This window comes from Thermocrispum sp., assembly GCF_002919275.1.
Taxonomy (GTDB): Bacteria; Actinomycetota; Actinomycetes; order Mycobacteriales; family Pseudonocardiaceae; genus Thermocrispum; species Thermocrispum agreste.
Genome location: NZ_PKFA01000057.1, coordinates 96,571 through 117,059, shown reverse-complemented (window position 1 = coordinate 117,059; position 20,489 = coordinate 96,571). Strand labels below are relative to the sequence as shown.

20 protein-coding genes are annotated in these 20,489 nt (G+C 71.0%); 8 read left to right on the top strand and 12 right to left on the bottom strand.

Annotated features, from left to right (window positions below):
* Positions 1 to 4 precede the first annotated feature (4 nt).
* From CXP56_RS14735 to CXP56_RS14700, 8 genes are read right to left on the bottom strand one after another with little or no spacing between them, the layout of a single operon-like run.
* A complete protein-coding gene (locus tag CXP56_RS14735) occupies positions 5 to 838 on the bottom strand; it encodes a carbohydrate ABC transporter permease (protein WP_245566655.1) in 834 nt (277 codons plus the stop codon).
* Positions 835 to 1,797 (bottom strand): carbohydrate ABC transporter permease, encoded by a 963-nt coding sequence (locus CXP56_RS14730; RefSeq protein WP_084609223.1) that lies wholly within the window; start codon positions 1,795 to 1,797, stop codon positions 835 to 837. The genes CXP56_RS14735 and CXP56_RS14730 overlap by 4 nt, the downstream gene beginning before the upstream one ends.
* Positions 1,794 to 3,086: an extracellular solute-binding protein gene (locus CXP56_RS14725; RefSeq protein ID WP_028847842.1), complete on the bottom strand. Its 1,293-nt coding sequence runs from the start codon at positions 3,084 to 3,086 to the stop codon at positions 1,794 to 1,796. Before CXP56_RS14725 ends, CXP56_RS14730 begins: the two co-directional genes overlap by 4 nt.
* Complete coding sequence (locus tag CXP56_RS14720) at positions 3,083 to 4,180, bottom strand: lactonase family protein (protein WP_286901516.1); 1,098 nt, start codon at positions 4,178 to 4,180, stop codon at positions 3,083 to 3,085. The genes CXP56_RS14725 and CXP56_RS14720 overlap by 4 nt, the downstream gene beginning before the upstream one ends.
* Positions 4,181 to 4,199: 19 nt before the next feature.
* Positions 4,200 to 5,648, bottom strand: a complete 1,449-nt coding sequence (locus CXP56_RS14715) for a GntP family permease (RefSeq protein ID WP_286901537.1) — start codon at positions 5,646 to 5,648, stop codon at positions 4,200 to 4,202.
* A gap of 5 nt (positions 5,649 to 5,653) precedes the next feature.
* Entirely contained in the window at positions 5,654 to 6,307 is a 654-nt protein-coding gene (locus tag CXP56_RS14710; RefSeq protein ID WP_038045048.1) for a bifunctional 4-hydroxy-2-oxoglutarate aldolase/2-dehydro-3-deoxy-phosphogluconate aldolase, read from the bottom strand.
* On the bottom strand, positions 6,307 to 7,893 hold the full coding sequence (locus CXP56_RS14705; protein ID WP_028847839.1) for an N-acyl-D-amino-acid deacylase family protein: 1,587 nt from the start codon (positions 7,891 to 7,893) through the stop codon (positions 6,307 to 6,309). Before CXP56_RS14705 ends, CXP56_RS14710 begins: the two co-directional genes overlap by 1 nt.
* Positions 7,894 to 7,908: 15 nt before the next feature.
* Positions 7,909 to 9,195, bottom strand: a complete 1,287-nt coding sequence (locus CXP56_RS14700) for an amino acid deaminase (protein WP_038045047.1) — start codon at positions 9,193 to 9,195, stop codon at positions 7,909 to 7,911.
* Positions 9,196 to 9,291: 96 nt separating this feature from the next.
* Here CXP56_RS14700 and CXP56_RS14695 point away from each other — a divergent pair, with 96 nt between their 5' ends.
* The 4 genes from CXP56_RS14695 (at position 9,292) to CXP56_RS14680 (ending at position 12,744) form a co-directional block, all read left to right on the top strand.
* Complete coding sequence (locus CXP56_RS14695; RefSeq protein ID WP_038045046.1) at positions 9,292 to 10,308, top strand: sugar kinase; 1,017 nt, start codon at positions 9,292 to 9,294, stop codon at positions 10,306 to 10,308.
* On the top strand, positions 10,305 to 11,060 hold the full coding sequence (locus tag CXP56_RS14690) for an IclR family transcriptional regulator (RefSeq protein ID WP_286901513.1): 756 nt from the start codon (positions 10,305 to 10,307) through the stop codon (positions 11,058 to 11,060). The genes CXP56_RS14695 and CXP56_RS14690 overlap by 4 nt, the downstream gene beginning before the upstream one ends.
* On the top strand, positions 11,060 to 11,440 hold the full coding sequence (locus CXP56_RS14685; protein ID WP_028847835.1) for a RidA family protein: 381 nt from the start codon (positions 11,060 to 11,062) through the stop codon (positions 11,438 to 11,440). Before CXP56_RS14690 ends, CXP56_RS14685 begins: the two co-directional genes overlap by 1 nt.
* Positions 11,441 to 11,532: 92 nt before the next feature.
* Positions 11,533 to 12,744: a PP2C family protein-serine/threonine phosphatase gene (locus CXP56_RS14680; RefSeq protein WP_286901510.1), complete on the top strand. Its 1,212-nt coding sequence runs from the start codon at positions 11,533 to 11,535 to the stop codon at positions 12,742 to 12,744.
* A 60-nt stretch (positions 12,745 to 12,804) separates the two neighbouring features.
* On the opposite strand, the gene CXP56_RS14675 is transcribed toward CXP56_RS14680, so the two are convergent.
* Both CXP56_RS14675 and CXP56_RS14670 read right to left on the bottom strand, forming a co-directional pair.
* A complete protein-coding gene (locus tag CXP56_RS14675) occupies positions 12,805 to 13,449 on the bottom strand; it encodes a class I SAM-dependent methyltransferase (protein ID WP_051310192.1) in 645 nt (214 codons plus the stop codon).
* A 72-nt stretch (positions 13,450 to 13,521) separates the two neighbouring features.
* A complete protein-coding gene (locus CXP56_RS14670; RefSeq protein ID WP_286901509.1) occupies positions 13,522 to 14,565 on the bottom strand; it encodes a glycoside hydrolase family 113 protein in 1,044 nt (347 codons plus the stop codon).
* 100 nt (positions 14,566 to 14,665) lie between these two features.
* On the opposite strand from CXP56_RS14670, the gene CXP56_RS14665 reads away from it, so the two are divergent.
* The 3 genes from CXP56_RS14665 (at position 14,666) to CXP56_RS14655 (ending at position 16,829) form a co-directional block, all read left to right on the top strand.
* Positions 14,666 to 15,322: a TetR/AcrR family transcriptional regulator gene (locus CXP56_RS14665; RefSeq protein ID WP_028847832.1), complete on the top strand. Its 657-nt coding sequence runs from the start codon at positions 14,666 to 14,668 to the stop codon at positions 15,320 to 15,322.
* A gap of 236 nt (positions 15,323 to 15,558) precedes the next feature.
* Positions 15,559 to 16,239, top strand: a complete 681-nt coding sequence (locus tag CXP56_RS14660) for a DsbA family protein (protein ID WP_286901507.1) — start codon at positions 15,559 to 15,561, stop codon at positions 16,237 to 16,239.
* Positions 16,236 to 16,829, top strand: coding sequence for a vitamin K epoxide reductase family protein (locus CXP56_RS14655; RefSeq protein ID WP_084609222.1), 594 nt, complete (start codon positions 16,236 to 16,238; stop codon positions 16,827 to 16,829). Before CXP56_RS14660 ends, CXP56_RS14655 begins: the two co-directional genes overlap by 4 nt.
* Here CXP56_RS14655 and CXP56_RS14650 read toward each other — a convergent pair.
* Entirely contained in the window at positions 16,777 to 17,385 is a 609-nt protein-coding gene (locus CXP56_RS14650; protein WP_084609276.1) for a sigma factor-like helix-turn-helix DNA-binding protein, read from the bottom strand. The two genes, CXP56_RS14655 and CXP56_RS14650, sit on opposite strands and share 53 nt — an antisense overlap.
* Before the next feature lie 61 nt (positions 17,386 to 17,446).
* Here CXP56_RS14650 and CXP56_RS14645 point away from each other — a divergent pair, with 61 nt between their 5' ends.
* The gene (locus CXP56_RS14645) at positions 17,447 to 18,088 is read left to right on the top strand and encodes a zf-HC2 domain-containing protein (protein WP_286901490.1); all 642 of its coding nucleotides are present in this window, start codon (positions 17,447 to 17,449) and stop codon (positions 18,086 to 18,088) included.
* Between the two features lie 99 nt (positions 18,089 to 18,187).
* Here the strand turns inward: CXP56_RS14645 and metE are convergent, their stop codons facing one another.
* The gene (gene metE, locus CXP56_RS14640; RefSeq protein ID WP_028847829.1) at positions 18,188 to 20,458 is read right to left on the bottom strand and encodes a 5-methyltetrahydropteroyltriglutamate--homocysteine S-methyltransferase; all 2,271 of its coding nucleotides are present in this window, start codon (positions 20,456 to 20,458) and stop codon (positions 18,188 to 18,190) included.
* Between the last annotated feature and the right edge of the window lie 31 nt (positions 20,459 to 20,489).

Sequence of the window (20,489 nt, the reverse complement as noted above, 5' to 3'; positions counted from 1 at the left end):
CGGCTCACCCCTTCACCGCGCCCGCCAGCCCGCTGACCAGGTGCCGCTGCACCAGCACGAAGAAGATCAGCACCGGCACGGTCATCAGCGTCGATCCCGCCATGATCGCGCCCCAGTCCTGCTCGTCCGGCTGGTAGAACACCAGCAGCGCCTGCGGCAGCGTCCGGTTGTCCGTGCTGGAGTAGATCAGCGTCTTGGCGAACAGGAAGTCGTTCCACGAGTGGATGAACGACAGCACGCTCGTGGCCACCAAACCGGGCGCGACCAGGGGGAACAGCACCCGCCACACGTACTGGAAGCGGGTGGCGCCGTCCAGCGTCGCGGCTTCGTCGAGCTCCCGCGGCACGGCGGCGACGAAACCGCGCAGCATCCAGATGGCGAACGGCAGGCTGAACGCCAGGTTGATCAGCACCAGCGGGGCGAGCTGGTTGAGCCCGAACGCCGGGGCCACCTGGCCCGCCGACTGCACCATGAAGAACAGCGGGATGGTCAGCGCCTCCACCGGCACCATCTGGGCCACCAGCAGCATCACCAGCAGCACGGTCCGGCCGCGGAAGGCGAACCGGGTCAGCGCCACCGCGGACACGAACGACAGCACGATCGACCCGCCCACGACCAGCAGCGCCACGACCGCGCTGTTCAGGAAGTACCGGCCGAAGTTCTCCACGTCGAGCACCCGCCGGAACGCGTCCAGCGTCGGCGCGAACGTCCACGGGCGCGGCGAAGCCGACCGGATCTCGCCATCCGGCTTCACCGCGGACAGCACCATCCAGTACAGCGGAACAGCGACCAGGATCGCCGCCAGCACGCAGACGGCGTCGGAGATCCGGGATCTCACGGCGCCCACCCCGCCTTCCGCTGGGCCCGCAGGTAGAGCACGGTGATCATCAGCAACAGCACCGTCATCACCACGCCGATCGCGGCGCCCATGCCGTACTCCTCGCCGGCGAACGCCTTCTGATAGGCGTAGACGTTGAGTACCAGGTTGCGCCCGGCCACCCCGCCGCCGTTGGTCATCACGTAGATCTGGGTGAACACCTTGAAGTCCCAGATGATCGACTGGATGGTGGCGATCACGATGAGCGGGCGCAGCATCGGCAGGATGATCCGGGTCGCGATGCGCCACCACGAAGCGCCGTCGAGCTGGGCGGCGTCGACGACCTCGGCCGGGATGCCCTTGATCCCCGCGTACATGGTCACCATGACGAACGGGAACGAGCACCAGATGATCTCGGCGGCCACCACGGCGAACGTGGAGTACCTGTCGTACAGCCAGGCGTGGCCCTCCATGCCGGAGAAGCCGATGCCGCTGAGCACCTCGTTGACCAGGCCCAGATCGGCGTCGAACAGGAACAACCAAACGTAGGAGCCTGCCATCGCCGGGGTGGCCCACGCCCCGAGCGCGGCCAGGAACAGCAGCATGCGCGGCACCGGCCGCGCCCGGCTGGCCACCACCGCCAGCGCCGTGCCGACCACCAGGCTGCCGATCACGCACACCGCGGCGAAGACCACCGTGGCGGCCAGCACGTCCCAGAACTTCGGATCGGCCACCAGCTCGGCGTAGTTGTCCAGGCCGAGGAATCGCAGCGGCGCCGCCCCGCTGGCCTGCGGCTGGTTGTACTCGTACAGCGAGATCTGGACCAGCTGGTACAGCGGATACGCCAGCACGGCCAGCAGCAGCACCCCGGCGGGCAGCAGGTAGCGGAACGCCGCCCGGCCGTCGCCGAGGTGCACAGCCGTCTTGGGGCGCCGCACCGCCACGTCAGCGGCGCGGCGCCGCTCACCGACGAGCGTCATCGGCCGCCGAACGCCTCGTCCATCTCGGCCGCGGCGGCTTCGGCGGCCTGGTCGACGGTCAGCTCGCCGGTGGCGATCTGCTGGATCGCGGTCGGCAGCACGCCCTGCGCGTCGATCTTGGTCCACGCCGGGGTGGCCGGGACGAACTTCGTGCCCGCCTTCACCGAGGCGACGAACGGCTCGAGCTCGGTGTCGGACTTCACCAGCTTCGCCTGCACGTCGGCGAACGTGGGCAGGGTGCCCATCGCGTCGTACATCTTCCGCTGGTACTTCTTGCCGGCCAGCAGCTTGGCGAACTCCACGGCCAGGCCGGACTTCTTGCTCGCCCGGAACACGCCGATCAGGTTGCCGCCGGCGAACGGCGGCGCGATCGAACCGCGTTCGGCGCCGGGCAGCGGGATCACCTCGTACTTGCCCTGCACCGCCCCGGCGTCCACGGCGGGCAGGTTGAAGTCCCCGCCGATCACCATGCCCGCTTTCCCCGCGGCGAACGCGGCCACCGCGTCGCTCCCGGTCATCTGCGCACACGCCGAGGGCGGGCAGATGTCGTCGGAGATCAGTTCCGCGTAGCGGCGCAGCCCCTCCTTGGCCTCCGGGGTGGTCAGCGTGGCTTTCCACGTGCCGTCCCGCTGCTCGGCCACGTCACCGCCGTAGGCCCAGATGTAGGGCAGGGCGGAGTAGACCGACTTACCACCGGTGGCGATGCCGTACATGTCCGGCTTGGCCTTGCGGATGGCCCTGGCCACGTCGGTCAGCTCGGCCAGTGTCTCCGGCGGCTCCAGGTCCAGCTCGTCGAACACGTCGGTGCGGTAGAACAGCGCACGCGTACCGGTGAACCACGGGATGCCGTAGACCTTGCCGTCGACCTTGGCGGTCTCCAGCACGCTCGGCACCAGGTCCTCCGCCTCCGGCCATGTCGCCAGCTCGTCGGTCAGGTCGGCGAAGCCGTTGGAGGCCACGTATCCGGCCAGGTCGGTGTTGCCGAACTCGGCGACGTCCGGTGAGCTGGTGCTGTCGTTGAACGCACCGTTGAACCGGTTGGCCCTGCCGTCGACCGGCAGGTACTCGACCTTGACCGTCACGCCGTCGTGTGCCGCCTCGAACTCCTTCTTCGCCTCGGCGACCACCTGCCGTTTCGGCTCGTCGTTGGGCTCGGCGAACAGCCACACCTGCAGCTCGCCGGTGGTCTCGCCGGGGCCTTGCGGCTGGTTGTGGGAGGCCTGGGGCGGCGCGCAGCCAAGCGTCATGGCTCCGACGGTGGCCAGCACGAGCAGGGCCGCACGTCTCATCTCCAGCTCCTTTCGAACAGCACGAAACAGACGGAGTCGACGGCCGTGCTGCCCGCGGGCGCGGTGAGCCGGCCGGTCCGGGGATCACGCGGCAGCCACGCGACGGTGTGCTGCCGCTGGTTGGCGACGTAGACCCAGCGACCGGTGGGGTCGATGGTCAGGTGGCGGGGCCACGAGCCGCCGCACGGTGTGGTGCCGGCGAAGGCGAGATCGCCGTTCGCCGTGACGTCGAAGGTCGCGATGCTGTCGTGGCCACGGTTGGACGCGTACACGTAGCGACTGTCCTGCGAGACGACGATCTCGGCGGGGTAGTTCTCGGGCGGCTGGGCGTCACCCAACGTGGAGATCACTTGCCCGGCGGTGAACCTGCCGGTCGCGGGATGCCACTCGGCCACGGTGATCTCCGACCGCAGCTCGCCGAGGATGTAGGCGCGGCGGCCGTCGGGGTGGAACGCCAAGTGGCGCGGCCCGTACCCGCCGGGCATCCGCAGCCGATGGTGGGGATGCAGCTTCCCGGTCTTCTGGTCCAACCGGTAGACGTAGACCGCGTCCGCACCGAGATCCACCGCGACGACCCAGCGGCCGCTGGGATCGGGGAGCACCTGATGGGCGTGCGGCTCCGGCCCGTCGTGCGTCCGAACGTCGGTGACCTCGCCGATCAGCCCGTCCTCGCCCAGCCGGTGCACGACGACCGAGCCCGACCCGTAATTTGCCGTGAGCAGGAACCGCCCGTGCACGCTGGTGTGCGTGGGGGCCGAGCCGTGGGTCGGCTGCCTGGTCAGGATGGTTCCGCGTGCCGCATCCACCGCCGTGACGGCACCCTCGGACAGCTCGTTGGTGACGTAGAGGATGCGGCGGTCGGCGGAGAAGGCGAACCACGACGCCTCCGGCACCTCTGGCACGGTGCCTGCCACCGTGAGCCGGCCGGTGGCCGGATCGGCCACCGCGCGCTGCATGCCCGCGCCGGGGCGGTCGCCGGAGGTGTAACTCCCCAGGTAGACGGTGAGCTCCCGGTGGTGGGCCGCCGCGGACCCCCCGGCCATCAGCGCCCCGGTACCGGCCGCCGCGAGTCCCAAGAACAGTCGTCTGGCCATGACGTGCACGCCGTCCCCCTCACACCACGGTGATCAGGATCGCGGCCACCGCGAACCCGACCACGGACAAGATCGTTTCCAGCACGGTCCAGGTCTTGAGCGTGTCCTTGACCGTCAGACCGAAGTACCGGGAGACGATCCAGAACCCGCCGTCGTTGACGTGCGAGGCGATGATCGATCCGGCGCAGATCGCCGCCACGACGAGTGCCAGCTGCGGCTGGGACATGCCCACCTCGGCCGCCGTCGGCCCGATGATGCCCGCGGTCGCCGCGATCGCCGCGGTGGCCGAGCCCTGGGCGATGCGCAGCCCGCAGCTGATCACGTACGCGGCGAAGATCACCGGCAGTCCGGCGTCGGCAAGCGACTCGGCCAGCGCGGTGCCGATGCCGGTGGCCTTGAGCACCGTGCCGTAGAACGCCCCGGCCCCGACGACCAGCAGGATCATCGCCACCGGTCGCAGCGCGACGGCGGCGATCTCGGCGATCTGCTCCCTGGTCATGCCCCGCCGGGACCCGAGCAGCCAGAAGGCCAGCAGCACCGCGACGGTCAGCGCGATGGCCGGGGTGCCGACGAAACCGGCCACACCCGCGGCCACCGACGTCTCGGGCAGCACGATGCTGCCGAACGTCCCGGCGAGGATCAGCACCAGCGGGATGGCGATGATGAACAGCACCAGGCCGAGGGCGGGTTCGGCATCGCCGGAGCCGCCGGGCTCGCCGGTGTCGTCGCCGTCCCCGGCCGTCCCGCCCGGCCGCACCTTGTCCCTGGCCAGCTGGGCGGCCGCCAGCATCTCCTCCGGCACCGCGACGTGGATGCGCCTGCCGATCCAGGACGAGAACAGCACCCCGCCGACGTACCAGGCGGGGATGGCGCAGGCGGCGCCCATCACGATCACCCACGCCAGCTCGACCTGCAGCAGGCCGGCCGCGGCGACCGGGCCGGGGTGGGGCGGCAGGAAGGCGTGCGTCACCGACAGCCCGGCAAGCAGCGGCAGACAGTACAGCAGGATCGACCTGCGGCCCTGTTCGGCCGCCACGTACACCAGCGGGGCCAGCACGAAGATGCCCACGTCGAAGAACACCGGGATGCCGAAGAGCAGCCCGGCCAGGCCCATCGCCAGCGGTGCGCGGTGCTCGCCGAGCAACCGCAGCAGCCGCCGGGTGAGCACCTGCGCCCCGCCGGAGGCCTCCAGCATCGCGCCGAGGATCGTGCCCAGCCCGATGATCGCGGCGACGTGGCCGAGAATCCCGGCGAAGCCGGACTCCAGCAGCGAATCACCGGGGTTCTGGGCGGAGCCGGTCAGCTCGGCCACCGGCACGCCGGCGGCCAGCGCGGTGAGCATACCGACGATCAGCAACGCGATGAACGGTTCCAGCTTCAGCCGCACGATCAGCACCAGCAGCAGCGCGATACCGGCGGCGGCGAGCAGCAGCAAACCGCCCGTGGTGTCCTGCAGCCAGCTCACCACCCCGGTCACGACTCCGCTCCTTGCCCGGCAGGCTCCCCCGGCCCGGCCGCCCGCTTGACCGCCGCGACGAACTGCTCTGCTCGCGCGCGGATCCCCGCCACGTCGGACGGATCCCTGCCGACCACCGCCGAGCCCGCGGTCACCGCGAGCGCTCCCGCGGCGAGATAGTCGGCGGCGTTGCCCGCGTCGACCCCGCCGCTGGCCACCAGCGGCGTATCCGGGTACGGCCCGAGCAATTCGGTGAAGTAGGACGGGCCCATCCGGGAAGCGGGGAACACCTTCACCGCCGCCGCGCCGAAGTCGATGGCGTCGGCCACCTCGGTGGGGGTCAGTGCGCCGAGCACGGTGGGCACGCCGAGCCGGGCCGCTTCCTCCGAGACCCGCGGACGCAGCCCCGGGGTGACCAGGTACCGGGCGCCCGCAGCGACGGCATCGCGCGCCAGCTGGGGCGTCATCACCGTCCCGGCGCCGACCACCGCGCCGTCCACCGTGGACGCCTGCGCGATGACCCGCAGGGCCTCCTGGTTCATCAGCGCGAACTCGACCAGGGGCAAGCCCGCGTCCACCAGTGCGCGGGTGAACCCGGCCGGATCCGGAACATGGTCGGCGCGCACGATGCACAGCGCGCGGTGGGCGGCCAGCTGGGCGAGCAGGTCCATCAGTTCCTCCGGTTGCGCAGCGAATGACCGGGCAGGGCTCCGGTCGGCTTGCCGTCGTCGATCACCGGGACGCCGTTGACCAGCACGTACGGGATGCCGGTCGCGGGCTGGCGCGGTTCGTCGAACGTCGCGGTGTCGGCCACCGTGTCCGGGTCGAACAGCACCAGGTCGGCGGCGTAGCCGGCCCGCACGATGCCGCGGTCGGCCAGCCGCAGCCGCTTGGCCGCCCGCCCGGTCAGGTGCGCCACGCACTCCTCCAGCCCGAGCACGCCGAGTTCACGGACGTAGCGGGCCAGATAGCGCGGGAAAGTGCCCCAGGCGCGCGGGTGGGGCCGTTCACCGACCAGCAGGCCGTCGCTGCCGCCGGTGTGCGCGGGGTGCCGCATGATGGCCTGCACGTTGTCCTCGTGGCCGACGTGCATCAGGCACGAGGTGCCGAGGCGCTCGGCGATCAGGGTGTCGAAGTACAGGTCCGCGGGCGCCACGCCCGCGATGCGGGCGGACTCGGCGACGCTGCGGCCCACCAGGTGTGCGTTGGCCTCCTCGCGCACCCCGTTGATCTCGATGGATTCCCAGTCGACCGGCACGCCGTGACATCCGTCGGAGCCGGTCTCTTCGATGTCGCGGCGGATCCGCTCACGTGTCGCGGGATCGGACAGCCGGGCCAGGGTCGCCTCCAGCCCGCCCTCGGCCGCCCAGCTGGGCAGCAGCGCGGACAGGTAGGTGGCGCCCGGCAGGTAGGGGTAGGTGTCCAGCGTGACGTCCACCCCGTCGGCGATCGCGTCGTCCAGCAGCGCCAGCAACTCGCCCGCGCGGCCCGCGTTGACCGGGAAGTTCATCGTGGCATGTGCCAGGTGCAGCGGGCAGCCGGACCGCCGGGCGACCTCGACCATTTCCGCGTAGGCAGCCAGCGCGCCCGCGCCGTAGCTGCGGTGGTGCGGGCAGTAGTAGCCACCGCCTTCGGCGACCACTTCGCACAGCGCCACCAGCTCGTCGGTGTCGGCATAGCAGCCGGGCGTGTAGGTCAGGCCGGACGACATGCCCACGGCGCCCTCGGCCAGCCCGGTCGCCACGATCCGGCGCATCCGGTCCAGCTCCTCCGGGGTGGCCGGCCGGTCGTCCCAGCCGACCACCAGCATCCGCACCGTGCCCTGAGGCACCAGGTAGGCCGCGTTGACCGCCACGCCCTCGTCGAGCCGGTCCAGGTATTCCCCCACCGTGCGCCAGTTCCAGTCGAACCCGGGCGGATCGTCGTTCCAGCCGGCCAGCTGAGCCCGCAACGTGTCCAGCACGGTGTCGTCCACCGGCGCGTACGACAGCCCGTCCTGGCCGAGCACCTCGGTCGTCACGCCCTGCGACACCTTCGCCAGGTGGTCCGGGTTCGCCAGGATCTGCACGTCGGAGTGCGAGTGCATGTCGATGAAGCCCGGGGCGAGGACCAGCCCGTCGGCGTCGACCACTCGCCGCCCGGTGAGCCCGCCCTGTTCGATGGCGGCGATCTTGCCGTCGGAGACGCCGACGTCCGCCAGGTAACCCGGCTGACCGGTGCCGTCGACCACCCGGGCGTTGCGGAAAACGATGTCCATGACTGCCCCGCCTCGTCAGAAGTAGGTGCGGATCAGGTCGACGACCGTCTCGCCGTCGTCGCCGACCACCGGGATCAGCGGCCACTTGTCGAACGCGGTGCACGGGTGCGACAGCCCGAGGCCGATCCAGTCCCCGACGCGGACACCACCGGCCGGCCGGAGAAACGCGTGCTGATCGTTGACCTTCGCGACCGCGCAACCGTCCAGGCCAGACACCTCGCCGTCCCGGCGGAGCACCTGGGGTACCGGCAGTCCTTCGTCGAACGGCAGATCGCGCTTGCCCGCGGTGAGCAACGCCAGATCGTGCGAGGGGCGGGAGGTGACCTGAGCCCACAGGCGCATCGCCGGGCGCAAGCCGGGGAAGCCGGTGATGCGCGGCTGCTCGCCGAGCGGCGAGATGCCCCGGTAGAAGCCGTCGTCATGGGTGACGTAGGCGCCGGAGCGCAACACCGGCAGCACGTCCATCGGCTCCGGCCACGGCGCGGTGAGCGCGCGGGTGACCTGGTCGAAGTAGGCGCTGCCGCCCACCGTGACGATCACCTTCGGCCCCTGGAACCGGCCGGCCAGCGCGACGGCCAGCTCGCGGATGTCGTGCAGGTAGCTGTCGATTCTCGCGCGGGATTCCGGCGAGGCGTCATGCGCCAGTGCGCCCTCGTAGCCGCCGACCCCGGTCAACCGCAGCCGCGGGCTCCGGGCAGCGGCTTCGGCGACCTCGACGGCGGCGTCCAGGCCGCGTGCCCCGGTGCGTCCGTCGTCGGCGCCGAGCTCGACCAGAACGTCCACCTGGACGTCGTCGTCGAGCACGTCGGTCATCAGCTCGACCCCGGCCACCGTGTCCACCCAGCAGCAGAACTCCAGGGACGGGTCCCTGCGCAGCTCCGCCGCCAGCCAGCGCAGCGCGGCGGGATCGACGAGCTGGTTGGCCAGCAGGATCCGCTGCACGCCGAACGCCCGGTAGACCCGGGCTTGGCTGGCGTTGGCGGCGGTGATCCCCCACGCGCCGTGCCGCAGCTGCCTGGCGAACAACTGCGGGGCCATGGTCGTCTTGCCGTGCGGCGCCAACGCCACGCCGTGCTGGGCGCACCACTGCGCCATCGTGGCGAGGTTGTGCTCCAGCGCGTCGTCGGCGAGCACCAGCAACGGCCCCAGGAAGCCGTCCCGGAACACGTTCGGCCGCCGCCGCACCGCCTCGTCGATCGACAAGCCGGCCAGCGACTCCGGCATGCCCTTGAAACGCCAGTCGATCACCTCGTCCCGGATGGCCGCGACGCGACGGTGATCGATACCCACCGGGTGGTCCATGATCCGCCTCGTTGCATATTCTGCAATGTCCGTTGCACAATGTGGCGAGAAAGTGTGTACCATCCGCTCGACGGCAGGTCAACGGATCGGAGGGATATGGGTACCGAGGTGCTGTGCCTCGGCGAGTCGATGGCCCTGTTCGTGCCCGCCGAACCCGGCGCGATCGAGCGGGTGCGCACATGGACCCGGACGGTGGGCGGCGCGGAGTCCAACGTGGCCTGCCATCTGGCCGCCCTGGGCCTGCGGACCAGCTGGGTCAGCGCCGTCGGCGACGACGCGTTCGGCCGCGCGGTGACCGCGGAAATCGCCGCGGCGGGCGTGGACGTTTCGCAAGTGACGGTCGACCCGCACCGCCCGACCGGCCTGTACGTGAAGGAATGCCACGTCACCGGAAGCACCGTGCGCTACTACCGCTCCGGTTCGGCCGCCTCCGCCATGGGGCCGGACCTGGTGGGCTCGTTGCGGCTCGACGGCGTGCGGCTGGTGCACGTCACCGGCATCACCGCGGCCCTGTCCGACAACTGCCTGGAACTGATGCGCGCGCTGGTCGCCGTCCCACGGGCCACGCACCGCTTGTCGTTCGACGTGAACTGGCGGGCCGTGTTGTGGGCGGGCCGCGATGTCTCGGTGCTCGGCGAACTGGCGAACGCGGCGGACATCGTGCTGGTCGGCGACGACGAAGCCGCCGAAGTGTGGGGGGTGACGTCGCCGCGAGACATTCGCCGGCTGCTCCCCCGGCCGGACACGCTGGTCGTCAAGCACGGCGGGCGGGGAGCCACCCTGATCGAGCGCGACCCCGCCAGCGGCCGGGATCGCGCTCCGCTCTTCCAGCCCGCGCTCGCCGTCGACGTGGTGGAACCGGTCGGCGCGGGGGACGCCTTCGCGGCGGGCTTTCTCTCCGCCACCCTCCGGGGTGCCTCCCCGCAGCGGCGGCTGCGGGCCGGGCACCTCCGCGCCGCGGGCGCCCTGCGCTCCCCCAGCGACCTCGGCCTGCCCCTGCCCGACGACGTGGTCGCCTGCCTGCTGGAAGCCGACGAGAGCACCTGGACCCGGGCGCGGATCACCGAGCACGGGCTGGCGGTCCCGGACGAAGGGCCGAAGATGAGCTCATGAGCCAGAGCCTTGACCGCGCACTGACCTTGGTGGAGCAGCTGGCCAGCGGGCGCAAGACGCTGAACGAGCTGGCCGCCGCCGTCGGGGTGCACAAGTCGACCGTGCTGCGGCTGCTGCGCACGCTGGAAGCCCATCGCTTCGTGCAGCGCGAGGGGCCGCACCACTACCGGCTGGGCACGGCGCTGTTCGACCTGGCCCAGCGATCGCTGGAGGACCGGGACGTCCGGCGGTGCGCGGAAGCCGCCCTGCGCGAGCTCAACCAGCGGACCGGCCACACCGTGCACCTGGCCAGCTACGAGGACGGCGAGGCGATCTACATCGACAAGTTCGAAAGCAAGCACGCCGTGCGGATGTACTCGCGGATCGGCAAGCGCGCGCCGCTGCACTGCACCGCGGTGGGCAAGGTGCTGGTCGCGGCGCTGCCACCGCAGCGCCGGCGGGTGATCGCGGAGAGCCTGGACTACCCGAAACTGACCGAGAACACCATCACCTCGGCCGAGGAGTACCTGGCGGAGCTGGAGAAGGTCGCCGAGCGCGGCTACGCGGTCGACAACGGCGAACACGAGGACTTCATCAACTGCATCGCCGCCCCGATCAGCGGACCACGTGGCGTGGTGGCGGCGGCGTCGGTGTCCGTGCCCAAGGTCATCGCCGGCCTGGACGAGCTGATGTCGCTGCTGCCCGACCTGCTGGCCGCGGCGGAGAAGGCATCCATCGAGTGCGGCGCCCCGGCGCCGGGAAAGGAGCGTTGATGTCCCGCACCGCCTATTACCCGGAAGGCGCCAAGAAGCCGCCCGCGCCGTTGTCCCCGGCGGTCCGCAAGGGCGCCTTCGTGCAGGTCTCCGGGCAGATCGCGGCCGACCCTGCCACCGGGGAGGTGGTGGGATCGACCGTCGGCGAGCAGACCAGGCAGGCGATGCGCAACGTGCTGGCCACACTGGAAGCGGCCGGGGCGAGCGAGTCCGACGTGATCATGTTCCGGGTGTATCTGACCGACGTCGCGCACTTTGCCGAGATGAACGCCGTGTACGAGGAATTCCTGTCGGACCCTTACCCGGCGCGGACGACGGTCTACGTGGGGCTGCCCCCTGGCCTGCTGGTGGAGATCGACGCGCTCGCCGTGGTCGGCTGAGCGCGGTCGACAGCCGATCACCACAGGTCACCTCGGGCGGTGAATCGCGTCGTACGGCCTTGACATCGGGTGTCCAGGGCTACGGTTAGGGAATGCCCCGTGATGCGCCCGATGTGGACAACCGCGCTGAACAGCTCGCGGTGGTCGCCGACACCGCGCTGTCGCAGTTCGACTTGGAAAGCACGCTCGGCGCTTTGCTCGGCCGGGTGCGGGAGCTGCTGTCCGCGGACGCCGCCGTCATCCTGCTCTGGGACGACGACGCCGAGCACCTGCGGGCCGCGGCGGCCAACGGGCTGGAGGAAGAAGTCCAGCAGGGCGTGCGGGTGGAACTCGGGGCGGGCTTCGCCGGGCGAGTCGCCGCCGAACGGAAACCGATCCACCTGCGGCACGTCGATCCGACCACCGTGGCCAATCCGCTGCTGTGGGAAAAGGGCCTGCGATCCATGCTCGGCGTGCCGCTGCTGGCCGGCTCGAAGCTGATCGGCGTGCTGCACGTCGGGTCGTTGCGCGAGCGCACGTTCAGCGACAACGACGAGCACGTGCTGCAGCTGGCCGCCGACTGGATCGCGCTGACCACCAGGGCCCAGCTGATGGCCATCGACCGGGCGGCCGCCTTAGCGCTGCAACGCAGCCTGCTTCCGCCGCGGTTGCCGCACGTTCCCGGGTTCGAACTGGCAGCGCGGTACGTGCCGGGCTCACGCACCGGCGTCGGCGGGGACTGGTACGACGTGTTCGAGCTGCTGGACGGCCGCTGGGGGGTCGCCATCGGCGACGTCGCCGGGCACGGGCTGGGCGCCGCCACGGTGATGGGGCGGATCCGCAGCGCGCTGCGGGCGTACGCGATCGAAAGCAGCGACCCCGCCGACACACTGATCCGGTTGAGCCGCAACATCTTCCACTTCGAGGCCAACGGCATGGCCACCGTCGGGTACGCGGTGCTGGATGCGGCAGGCGGCCGCGCATGGATGTCCAGCGCGGGACACCTGCGGCCGATCGTGGCCTCGGCGCATTCGCCTGCGGCACCGGCGGCGATCCCGGTGGACCCGCCGATGCACTCCGATCTCCGCCCGGTCCCCCGCCGCACCAACCCGGTGGATCTCGAGCCCGGCGCGGTGCTGGTGTGCTACACCGACGGGCTGGTGGAACGCCGGGGCGAGTCGATCGACGAAGGCATCCACCGGCTGTGCCAGCTGGTGACGCCGGACCATCCGGAAGGCGTGTGCGCGCGAATCATGGCTGACCTGGTGGGCAACAGCACCCCGGACGACGACGTGGCGCTGTTGGTGCTGCGCCGGACCGAGTAGCCGGGCCGCGCGGGCACGCACACCGCCGGATCGGTCTCTTCGCCCGGACACGCGGCCGCGTCACGAACCGCCGTCCGTGCCTGCCCGGCGGCTTCCGTTGCCGGATCCGGCCGAGCGTCGCGCGGAGATCGCTCCGTGCGACCGGGCATCCGTGTCCTTCCTGGTCTCCTTGCGCAGCACGTCGAACCCGGCGTCGCGGACCAGCTGCTCCAGCTCGTCGACCGGCCAGTAGTACGCCGTGGTCACCTGGTGGTCGAACGGCTCGACCTTGTCGCCGGTGAAGAAGCCGAGCAGCAGCCCGCCGTTCGGCTTGAGCGCCCGGGCAAACTCGGCGAGCACGTCCGGGATGCAGGGCGGTGGCAGGTGGATGAGCGAGTACCAGGCGAGAATCCCGGCCAGGCTGCCGTCGGCGTGATCCAGGTGCTCGGCGCGCCCGAGCCGGAAGTCGGCGTCCGGATAGTGCTGCCGCGCATGCGCGATGAACTCCTGGGCCGGGTCGATTCCCGCCACCTTCACGCCCTGCAGGCGCAGCCAGTGCGTCCAGTGGCCGGGGCCGCATCCGACGTCCAGGACCAGCCCCTTGGGGAGCCCGCGCGCCCAGGAGCGGACCAGGCGGCGGTCGTCCTCCGCGGTCGCGTCGATGCTGCCCAGTCGCTCGATGTACTCCGCGGCCCGCTTGCGATACGCCTCCTGCACACTGTCCACACTCGGATCATCGCAGCAGCCGCAGCGGGCGGAGGAACGCCCCCGGCCGATGTTCCTCCGCCCGCTCCCCCGTCACCGGCTTCGGCGTCGGTCGTCCTGCTTCCGGTAGTAGTCGGCCACGGCGGTGAACGCGGCCTTCGGCTCCCACGCCATGTCCGGATACGTCTCGCCGCGCCCGTTCTCGAGCACCTTCACGATCCCGACGCTGGCCAGGTCCAGGTCCCGCTCCGGGTCGTCGGGACGATGCGGGTACGACTCCAGCGCGAACAGGAACGGGAACGTCCCCTCGACCCCTGCCTCGTCGTAGATCTCCAACAGCTCCCGCAGGTAGGTGGCCTGCCCTTCCTCGTCGCGGACGTAGTCGCCGTTGATCCTGAGCGGACGCCCGTGCTCGTCGCAGTCGACGATCTCCATGCTGCGCGGCGCGATGTCCGCGGAGCCCTTCCAGGTGGCCGTGCCGAAGCCGGTGATCACCACGGGCTTGGGCTGGGCGACGAGGTTCCGTACCGCGTCGACGAACCTGTCCTGCACCTCGGCGGTGCGCATGAGCTCGACCGCGACGTAGTCGAACTGCGACCAGTCGACCCGCTCGAACGGAATGCACGCGTAGGTGAGCGGCCCGGCGAAGTGCTCCCGGACCACCGCGACCGCTTCGGCCAGGAAGTCGTTGAGCCGGGCACTGACCCCGGCGAAGTTCTCCGCGCGCAGCTTCGGGTCGCTCACCAGTGCTGCGACGCGTTCGGCCGGATCGTTTCCCGGCACGAACCCCGGGTTCATCACGGTGAGCTCCACCCCGGTGACGAACACGACGTCCGCGCCCTGTCGCCGCAGCCGCTCGGCCCGCTGGGCACAGTCGGCGAACAGTTCGAGCATCTGGTGACGATCGAGCTCGAGCGGGTACGGCGAGAACCAGACGGCGAGGCCGAGCTCGGCGGCGCACTGCGCGGCGAGCTCGAGCCGGCCCGGGTCACCACCCACGATGTGCACGGCGTTGCAGTGCAGGTCGTCGCGGATGATGGTCAGTTCCCGGCGCACGGTGGCCGGGTCGAAGTGCTCTCGCGAGCAGTTGCCCGGCCGGATGAAGCCGGTGTCGTAGGTCATTCCCTTGATTCGCATCGCCCGATCCCTTCCAGTCCTGTGGGCGACGGCCACGGTACGGAAAAAGTTGCGTGCACGCAAGTTTGCGCACACGCAAGATTCGTGCGACACTGGCCACGTGCCGAGCCGAACCGGTGGTTTGCGGGAACGGAAGAAGGAGGCCACGCGCAAAGCCCTCCGCGAGGCCGCCCTGCGGCTGGCCTTGGAACGCGGCGTGGACCAGGTACGGGTGGAGGACATCGCCGACGCCGCCGGGGTCTCCCCGCGGACCTACAACAACTACTTCGCCAGCCGGGAGCAGGCCATCGTGGCCGCGGTGACGGCCGAACGCGAGCAGCGCGTCGCCGAAGCGCTGGCGAACCAGCCGGCGACGGCCGGCCTCGCCGAGGCGGTGATCAACGCCGTGGTCAGCGAATTCACCGAGCCGTCCGAGCGGCACCGGGACACCTTGCTCACCATCACCGGCCACCCCGGCGTGCGGCAGGCCTACCTGGAGTCGGCGACCGCGATCGAGGCGCCACTGGCCAACGCGATCGCGGCCAGGCTGGGCGGCGACGAGGACACGCGGCGCCTGAAGGCGGAAGTGCTGGCCGCCGGTGTCGCGTCCGCCGTGCGGGTGGCGCTCCGCAGATGGGTGCAGCCGGCCGCCACGAGCAGCGCGCTGATGGTGCCGTCCGGTTCGCTCGCCACGTTGCTCACCGAGGCACTGCGCCAGCTCGCTCCGGCACTCGAGGCCGCGGAAGACGCCTGTGCCGGGGGTTCTTCGGAGGGGTAGCCGGGCGTCACCGCGCCGGCCGCCTGAGCGGGCACCTTCGGTGTCTTTGCGGGCCCATCGAGCGAGTCCATGGGAAAACCCGTCCGTGTGACGGTACCGGGACTTCACCGGAACTGTGCACCCTGCTGTCGACGATGTCGGTGAGCGTGATTGGTCAGGAGTGAGGAAGACACATGCCCACCCAGTCGCCCCGCCGGCGGAGCCCGCTGGACGGCCCCCGCCGACCGTCGATCAACGTGATTCTCACCAGCGTGGTGGTCGTGCTCGCGCTGGTCGTCTTCGGCGCGATCCTGCTTTTCGGCGGCGATGACGACAACGGCACGACCGCGGCCGCCCCGTCCGAGACGCTGGTACCCGAGGACGCCCACACGTTGAGCGAGGCGGACCCCGACGGTCCCCAGGTCACGCTGGTCGAGTTCCTGGACTACCAGTGCTCGGCGTGCGCGGCCTACTACCGCAACATCACCAGCAAGATCGAGAAGGACTACGCGGGCCGCATCACGTTCGTGCCACGCAACTTTCCGCTGGACATTCACCCGCTGGCCCCCCTGGCCGCACGCGCCGCCGAGGCCGCGGGCAAGCAGGACAAGTTCGCCGAGATGTACACGAAGCTGTACCAGAACTGGACGGACTGGGCCGTGCAAGGCGAGTCCCTGCGATCGGACCCGAAGGAAGCAGCGCGCCAGTTCGAGCGCTACGCCCGCGAGATCGGCCTGGACGTCGCACAGTTCCGCGCGGACATCGAGGCGGCCGATGTGAGCAAGAAGGTGCAGCGCGACATGGCCGACGGTGAGAAGCTCGGGGTGGAGGCGACGCCGACGTTCTTCATCAACGGGAAACGGTTCGAGCCGTCCGGGGAGACCTTCGCCGACGTCGAACGTCAGCTGCGCGCGGAACTGGACAAGGCGCTGGGATGAGCACACGAACTGAGACCGGCCGGCCTGCCGCGGAGGCTGCCGCCCCGTCCCGCGGGCTGGCGTGGCTGTACGTCATCGCGGGCGGCATCGGACTGCTGGCGTCGGGCGCGCTGACTCTGGAGAAGATCGCCAGGCTGCGCGATCCCGACTACATCCCGACCTGCTCGTTCAACCCCGTGTTGTCCTGCGGGTCGGTGATGGACAGCTCGCAGGCCGCGGTGCTCGGCTTCCCCAACCCGCTGCTCGGAATCGGCGGCTTCGCCGTGGTGGTCACCACCGGCGTCGCGATGCTCGCCGGATTCCGCCCGCCGCGGTGGTACCGCGCCGGCATGGTCGCGGGCAGCACCGTGGCGGTGGTGTTCATCCACTGGCTGATCGCGAGCAGTCTCTACGACATCGGCGCGCTCTGCCCCTACTGCATGGTCGTCTGGGCGGTCACGATCCCGATCTTCTGGTACTCGGCACTGGACGCCTGGCCGGCGCTGGCGCCGCTGCGCCGCGTACACAGCGCGATCCTCGCGTTGTGGTACGTGGTGATCATCGCGCTGGTGGTGCAGAGATTCTGGTCGTACTGGACCAGTCTGGTGTGAGTTGCGACCCCGCGCCCGCGGCCGCGTGATGCCCGGCGGCTCGCACCAGCTGAGCGCGGGCCCTGGCCACTCGCGAGCGGATCGTGGCCACCGAACAGCCCACGACCACGGCGGCTTCCCCATACGGCAGTGCGAGGGTCTGCGTCAGCACCACTGCTTCGCGGCAATCGTGATCGAGGGTGCCGAGCAGCAGGTTCGCCTCGACGAGATCGTCGGCCCCGGCTGGCGGCTGCTCTCCTGCCCCGCCCGGCCGCGGGGTGGCGGGCGCGGCCTGCGAACGCGTGCCGCCCCAGCGGAGGTGCTCGAGCACGACGCGGCGAGCGATGGCGAGCAGCCAGGTCCGCGCCGACAAGCGCCCGGAGTACCGAGGCAGGACGGCCATCGCCCGCTCGAAAGTCTCCACCGCGAGCTTCCCGGCGACCCCGACGTCTGCCAGCAGCGCCGCGAACCACCACACGTCGTGCTGGGTGGCGCGCACGAACCGGGCCAGCGCGCCGCGATCACCGGCGCGCGCATCCAGCGCCAGGCTGGTCACCCCGTCGAGATCGTCGTTCATTGCGTCGGATGGTATTGGGCACGGGCTGGAATTGCGTCGCCGTTCGACCCACCATGTCTTCGTGGACTGCGAAACTTCCCGTGAGGCTCTGTCGGCGCGTCTGGACGGCGAAGCCGAGCCCGCCCTGCGTGAGCATGTCGACCGGCACCTGGCGCAGTGCGGCGAGTGCAGGCAGTGGCACACCCAGGCGGATCAGCTGACCAGGCGGCTGCGCGTCCGGCCGGTGGCCACCGGCCCCGACCTGGCCGCCGCGGTGCTGGCCCGCCACCGCCCGGCCAAGGCGGACGACACCGGAACCCGCGCGGCACTGGGGGTGCTCGCGCTGGTCATCGGCGGGCTGGGGATGGCCGAGCTGCTGGCGGAGCCCGGTCCCGTGCACCAGGCAGGCACGACCTCCAGCCGCCTGGTCCAGGAGACCGCGACGTGCACACTGGCGCTGGCCGTCGGGCTGTTCGTCGCCGCCGCGCGGCCGCGCTACGCGGCGGCCATGCTCCCGGTGATGGTGTGCTTCACCGGGGTATTGACGGTGCTTGCCGCGCTCGATCTCGCCGCAGGGCTGGTCACCGTGTCCGACGTGCTGGCCCACCTGCCTGTCCTGGTCGCATCCGGCCTGCTTTACGCGGTCTACCGGAGCCGGCGCTGCGCAGCGCCGGCGGCCGCTTTCGACGGCTTGCCCGGGCAACTGCCGGAGCCGGCGCCGTGACGGCGGCAAGCACGTCGTCATCCATGCAGCAGGTGGTGGAGCGGGCGAGCACCGGACAGATCGGCGCCCGCCCGCCGCACAAGACCGACCGCGCCGAGGTCAGCGACGGGCTCGGGCTGCCTGCACCAGATTCCGCAAGGCCGGTTCGACTTCGGCGTACGCGCGGGTCTTCAGCCCGCAGTCGGGATTGACCCACAGCCGTTCCCTGGGCACCACGCGCAACGCCGCGTCCAGCAGCTCCCCGACTTCTTCGACGCTAGGCACCCGCGGGGAGTGGATGTCGTACATACCCGGTCCGACACCGCGGGCGAAGCCGGCGTCCGCCAGGTCGTCGAGCACCTCCATACGGGAGCGCGCCGCCTCGATCGTGGTGACGTCGGCGTCGAGCGCGTCGATCGCGGTGATCACGTCGCCGAACTCGGAGTAGCAGAGGTGGGTGTGGATCTGCGTGCCCGGGCTCGCCCCGCCGGTCGCCAGCCGGAAGGCGCCGACCGCCCAGTCCAGATACGCCTTGCGGTCGCGCTCCCGCAGCGGTAGCAGCTCGCGCAGCGCGGGCTCGTCGACCTGGACGACGGACAACCCGGCGGCCTCCAGATCCGCGATCTCGTCGCGCAGCGCCAGGGCGACCTGGTCGGCGGTGGCGGCCAGCGGCTGGTCGTCCCGCACGAAGGACCACGCCAGGATGGTGACCGGGCCGGTCAGCATGCCCTTGACCGGACGGGAGGTCAGCGACTGCGCGTACTTGCTCCACTCCACGGTGATCGGCCCCGGCCTGCTGACGTCCCCGTGCAGGATCGGCGGACGAACACAGCGCGTGCCGTAGGACTGGACCCATCCGTGCTGGGTGGTCGCGAAGCCCTCCAGCCGCTCGGCGAAGTACTGCACCATGTCGTTGCGCTCGGGTTCACCGTGCACCAGCACGTCGAGCCCGATCTCCTCCTGCAGGCGCACGACCGACTCGATCTCGGCGCGCATCAGCTGCCGGTAGGTCTGCTGGTCGATGCGTCCCGCCCGCAGGTCGGCTCTGGCCTTGCGGACCCGCCGGGTCTGCGGGAAGGAACCGATCGTGGTGCACGCCAGCGGCGGCAGGTCCAGCCGCTGACGGTGCGCGGCCGCTCGTTCGTGGTACGGGGGCCTGGCACGGTCCGCTGGGGAAAGCTCGGCCAGGCGCCGGCGAACGGTCTCGTCCCGGCGTGCGGCGCTCCGCCCGCGCTCGACGGCCGCCGCGGCGTCTTCCACCTCCGCCGCCACGTCCTCGCCACGGAGCGCCCGGCCGAGCACCACGACCTCGGCGAGCTTCTGCCTGGCGAACGCCAGCCGCTCGCGCAACGCCGGATCCAGGTCGGTTTCCCTCGCCAGGTCGTAGGGAACGTGCAGCAGCGAACACGACGTGGACACCGCCAGGCCCGCTACTGCGTCGCGCATCGGCTCGACTTGCTCCAGCGCGGCACGCAGGTCCGTCCGCCAGATGTTGCGTCCGTCGACCAGCCCGGCCACCACGATCTTGCTCCGCAACCCGGGAATCGCCGGAATCCGTTCCGCCGCCCCTGGCCCCGCCACGAGATCGACCGCGATCGCTTCCACCGCGGTCGAGGCCAGCACCGGCAGCGCGTCGCCGAGGTCACCGTAGTAGCCGGTGACCAGCAGCTTGGGACGGTGCGGCAGGGACGCAAGCCGGTCGTAGGCGCGGCGCAGCGCGGCCAGTTCGGCGGCGGAACGGTCCGCCGCGAACGCCGGTTCGTCGAGCTGGACCCATTCCGCTCCCGCCGCGGCGAGCTGGGTCAGCAGGTCGGCGTAGGCCTCCACCAACGGCTCGAGCAAGCTCAACGTGGTGAACCCCGGCTCGGAACCCGGCGCCGGTTTGGCCAGCAGCAGGAACGTCACCGGTCCCAGCAGCACCGGGCGGGTGGTGATCCCGGCCTGCGCGGCCTGCCGGTAGTCCTGCACCGGGACGTCGTTGCGCAACCGGAACGAGGTGGCTGGACCGAGCTCGGGGACCAGGTAGTGGTAGTTGGTGTCGAACCACTTGGTCAGCTCGAGCGGCGCCACCTCGGTCGTGCCCCTGGCCATCGCGAAGTACGTGTCGAAATCGCCGAGGCCCAGGTCGCGATACCGCTGCGGGATGGCGTCGACCATCACCGCGGTGTCGAGCACGTGGTCGTAGTAGGAGAAGGTGTTGCCGGGAACGCTGTCCAGACCGGCATCGGACAGTTCCCGCCACGTCGCGTGGCGCAGCTCGGCGGCGACGGCTTGCAGTGCGGGCTCGTCCAGGTCGCCGGACCAGTAGCTTTCGACGGCGCGTTTGAGTTCCCGGTTCGGCCCGATCCGCGGGTACCCCAGCACGGTGGCGCCGATGGCGGTTTCGGTCATTCGCTCTCTCCTCGCGAGCTGGAATGGACGC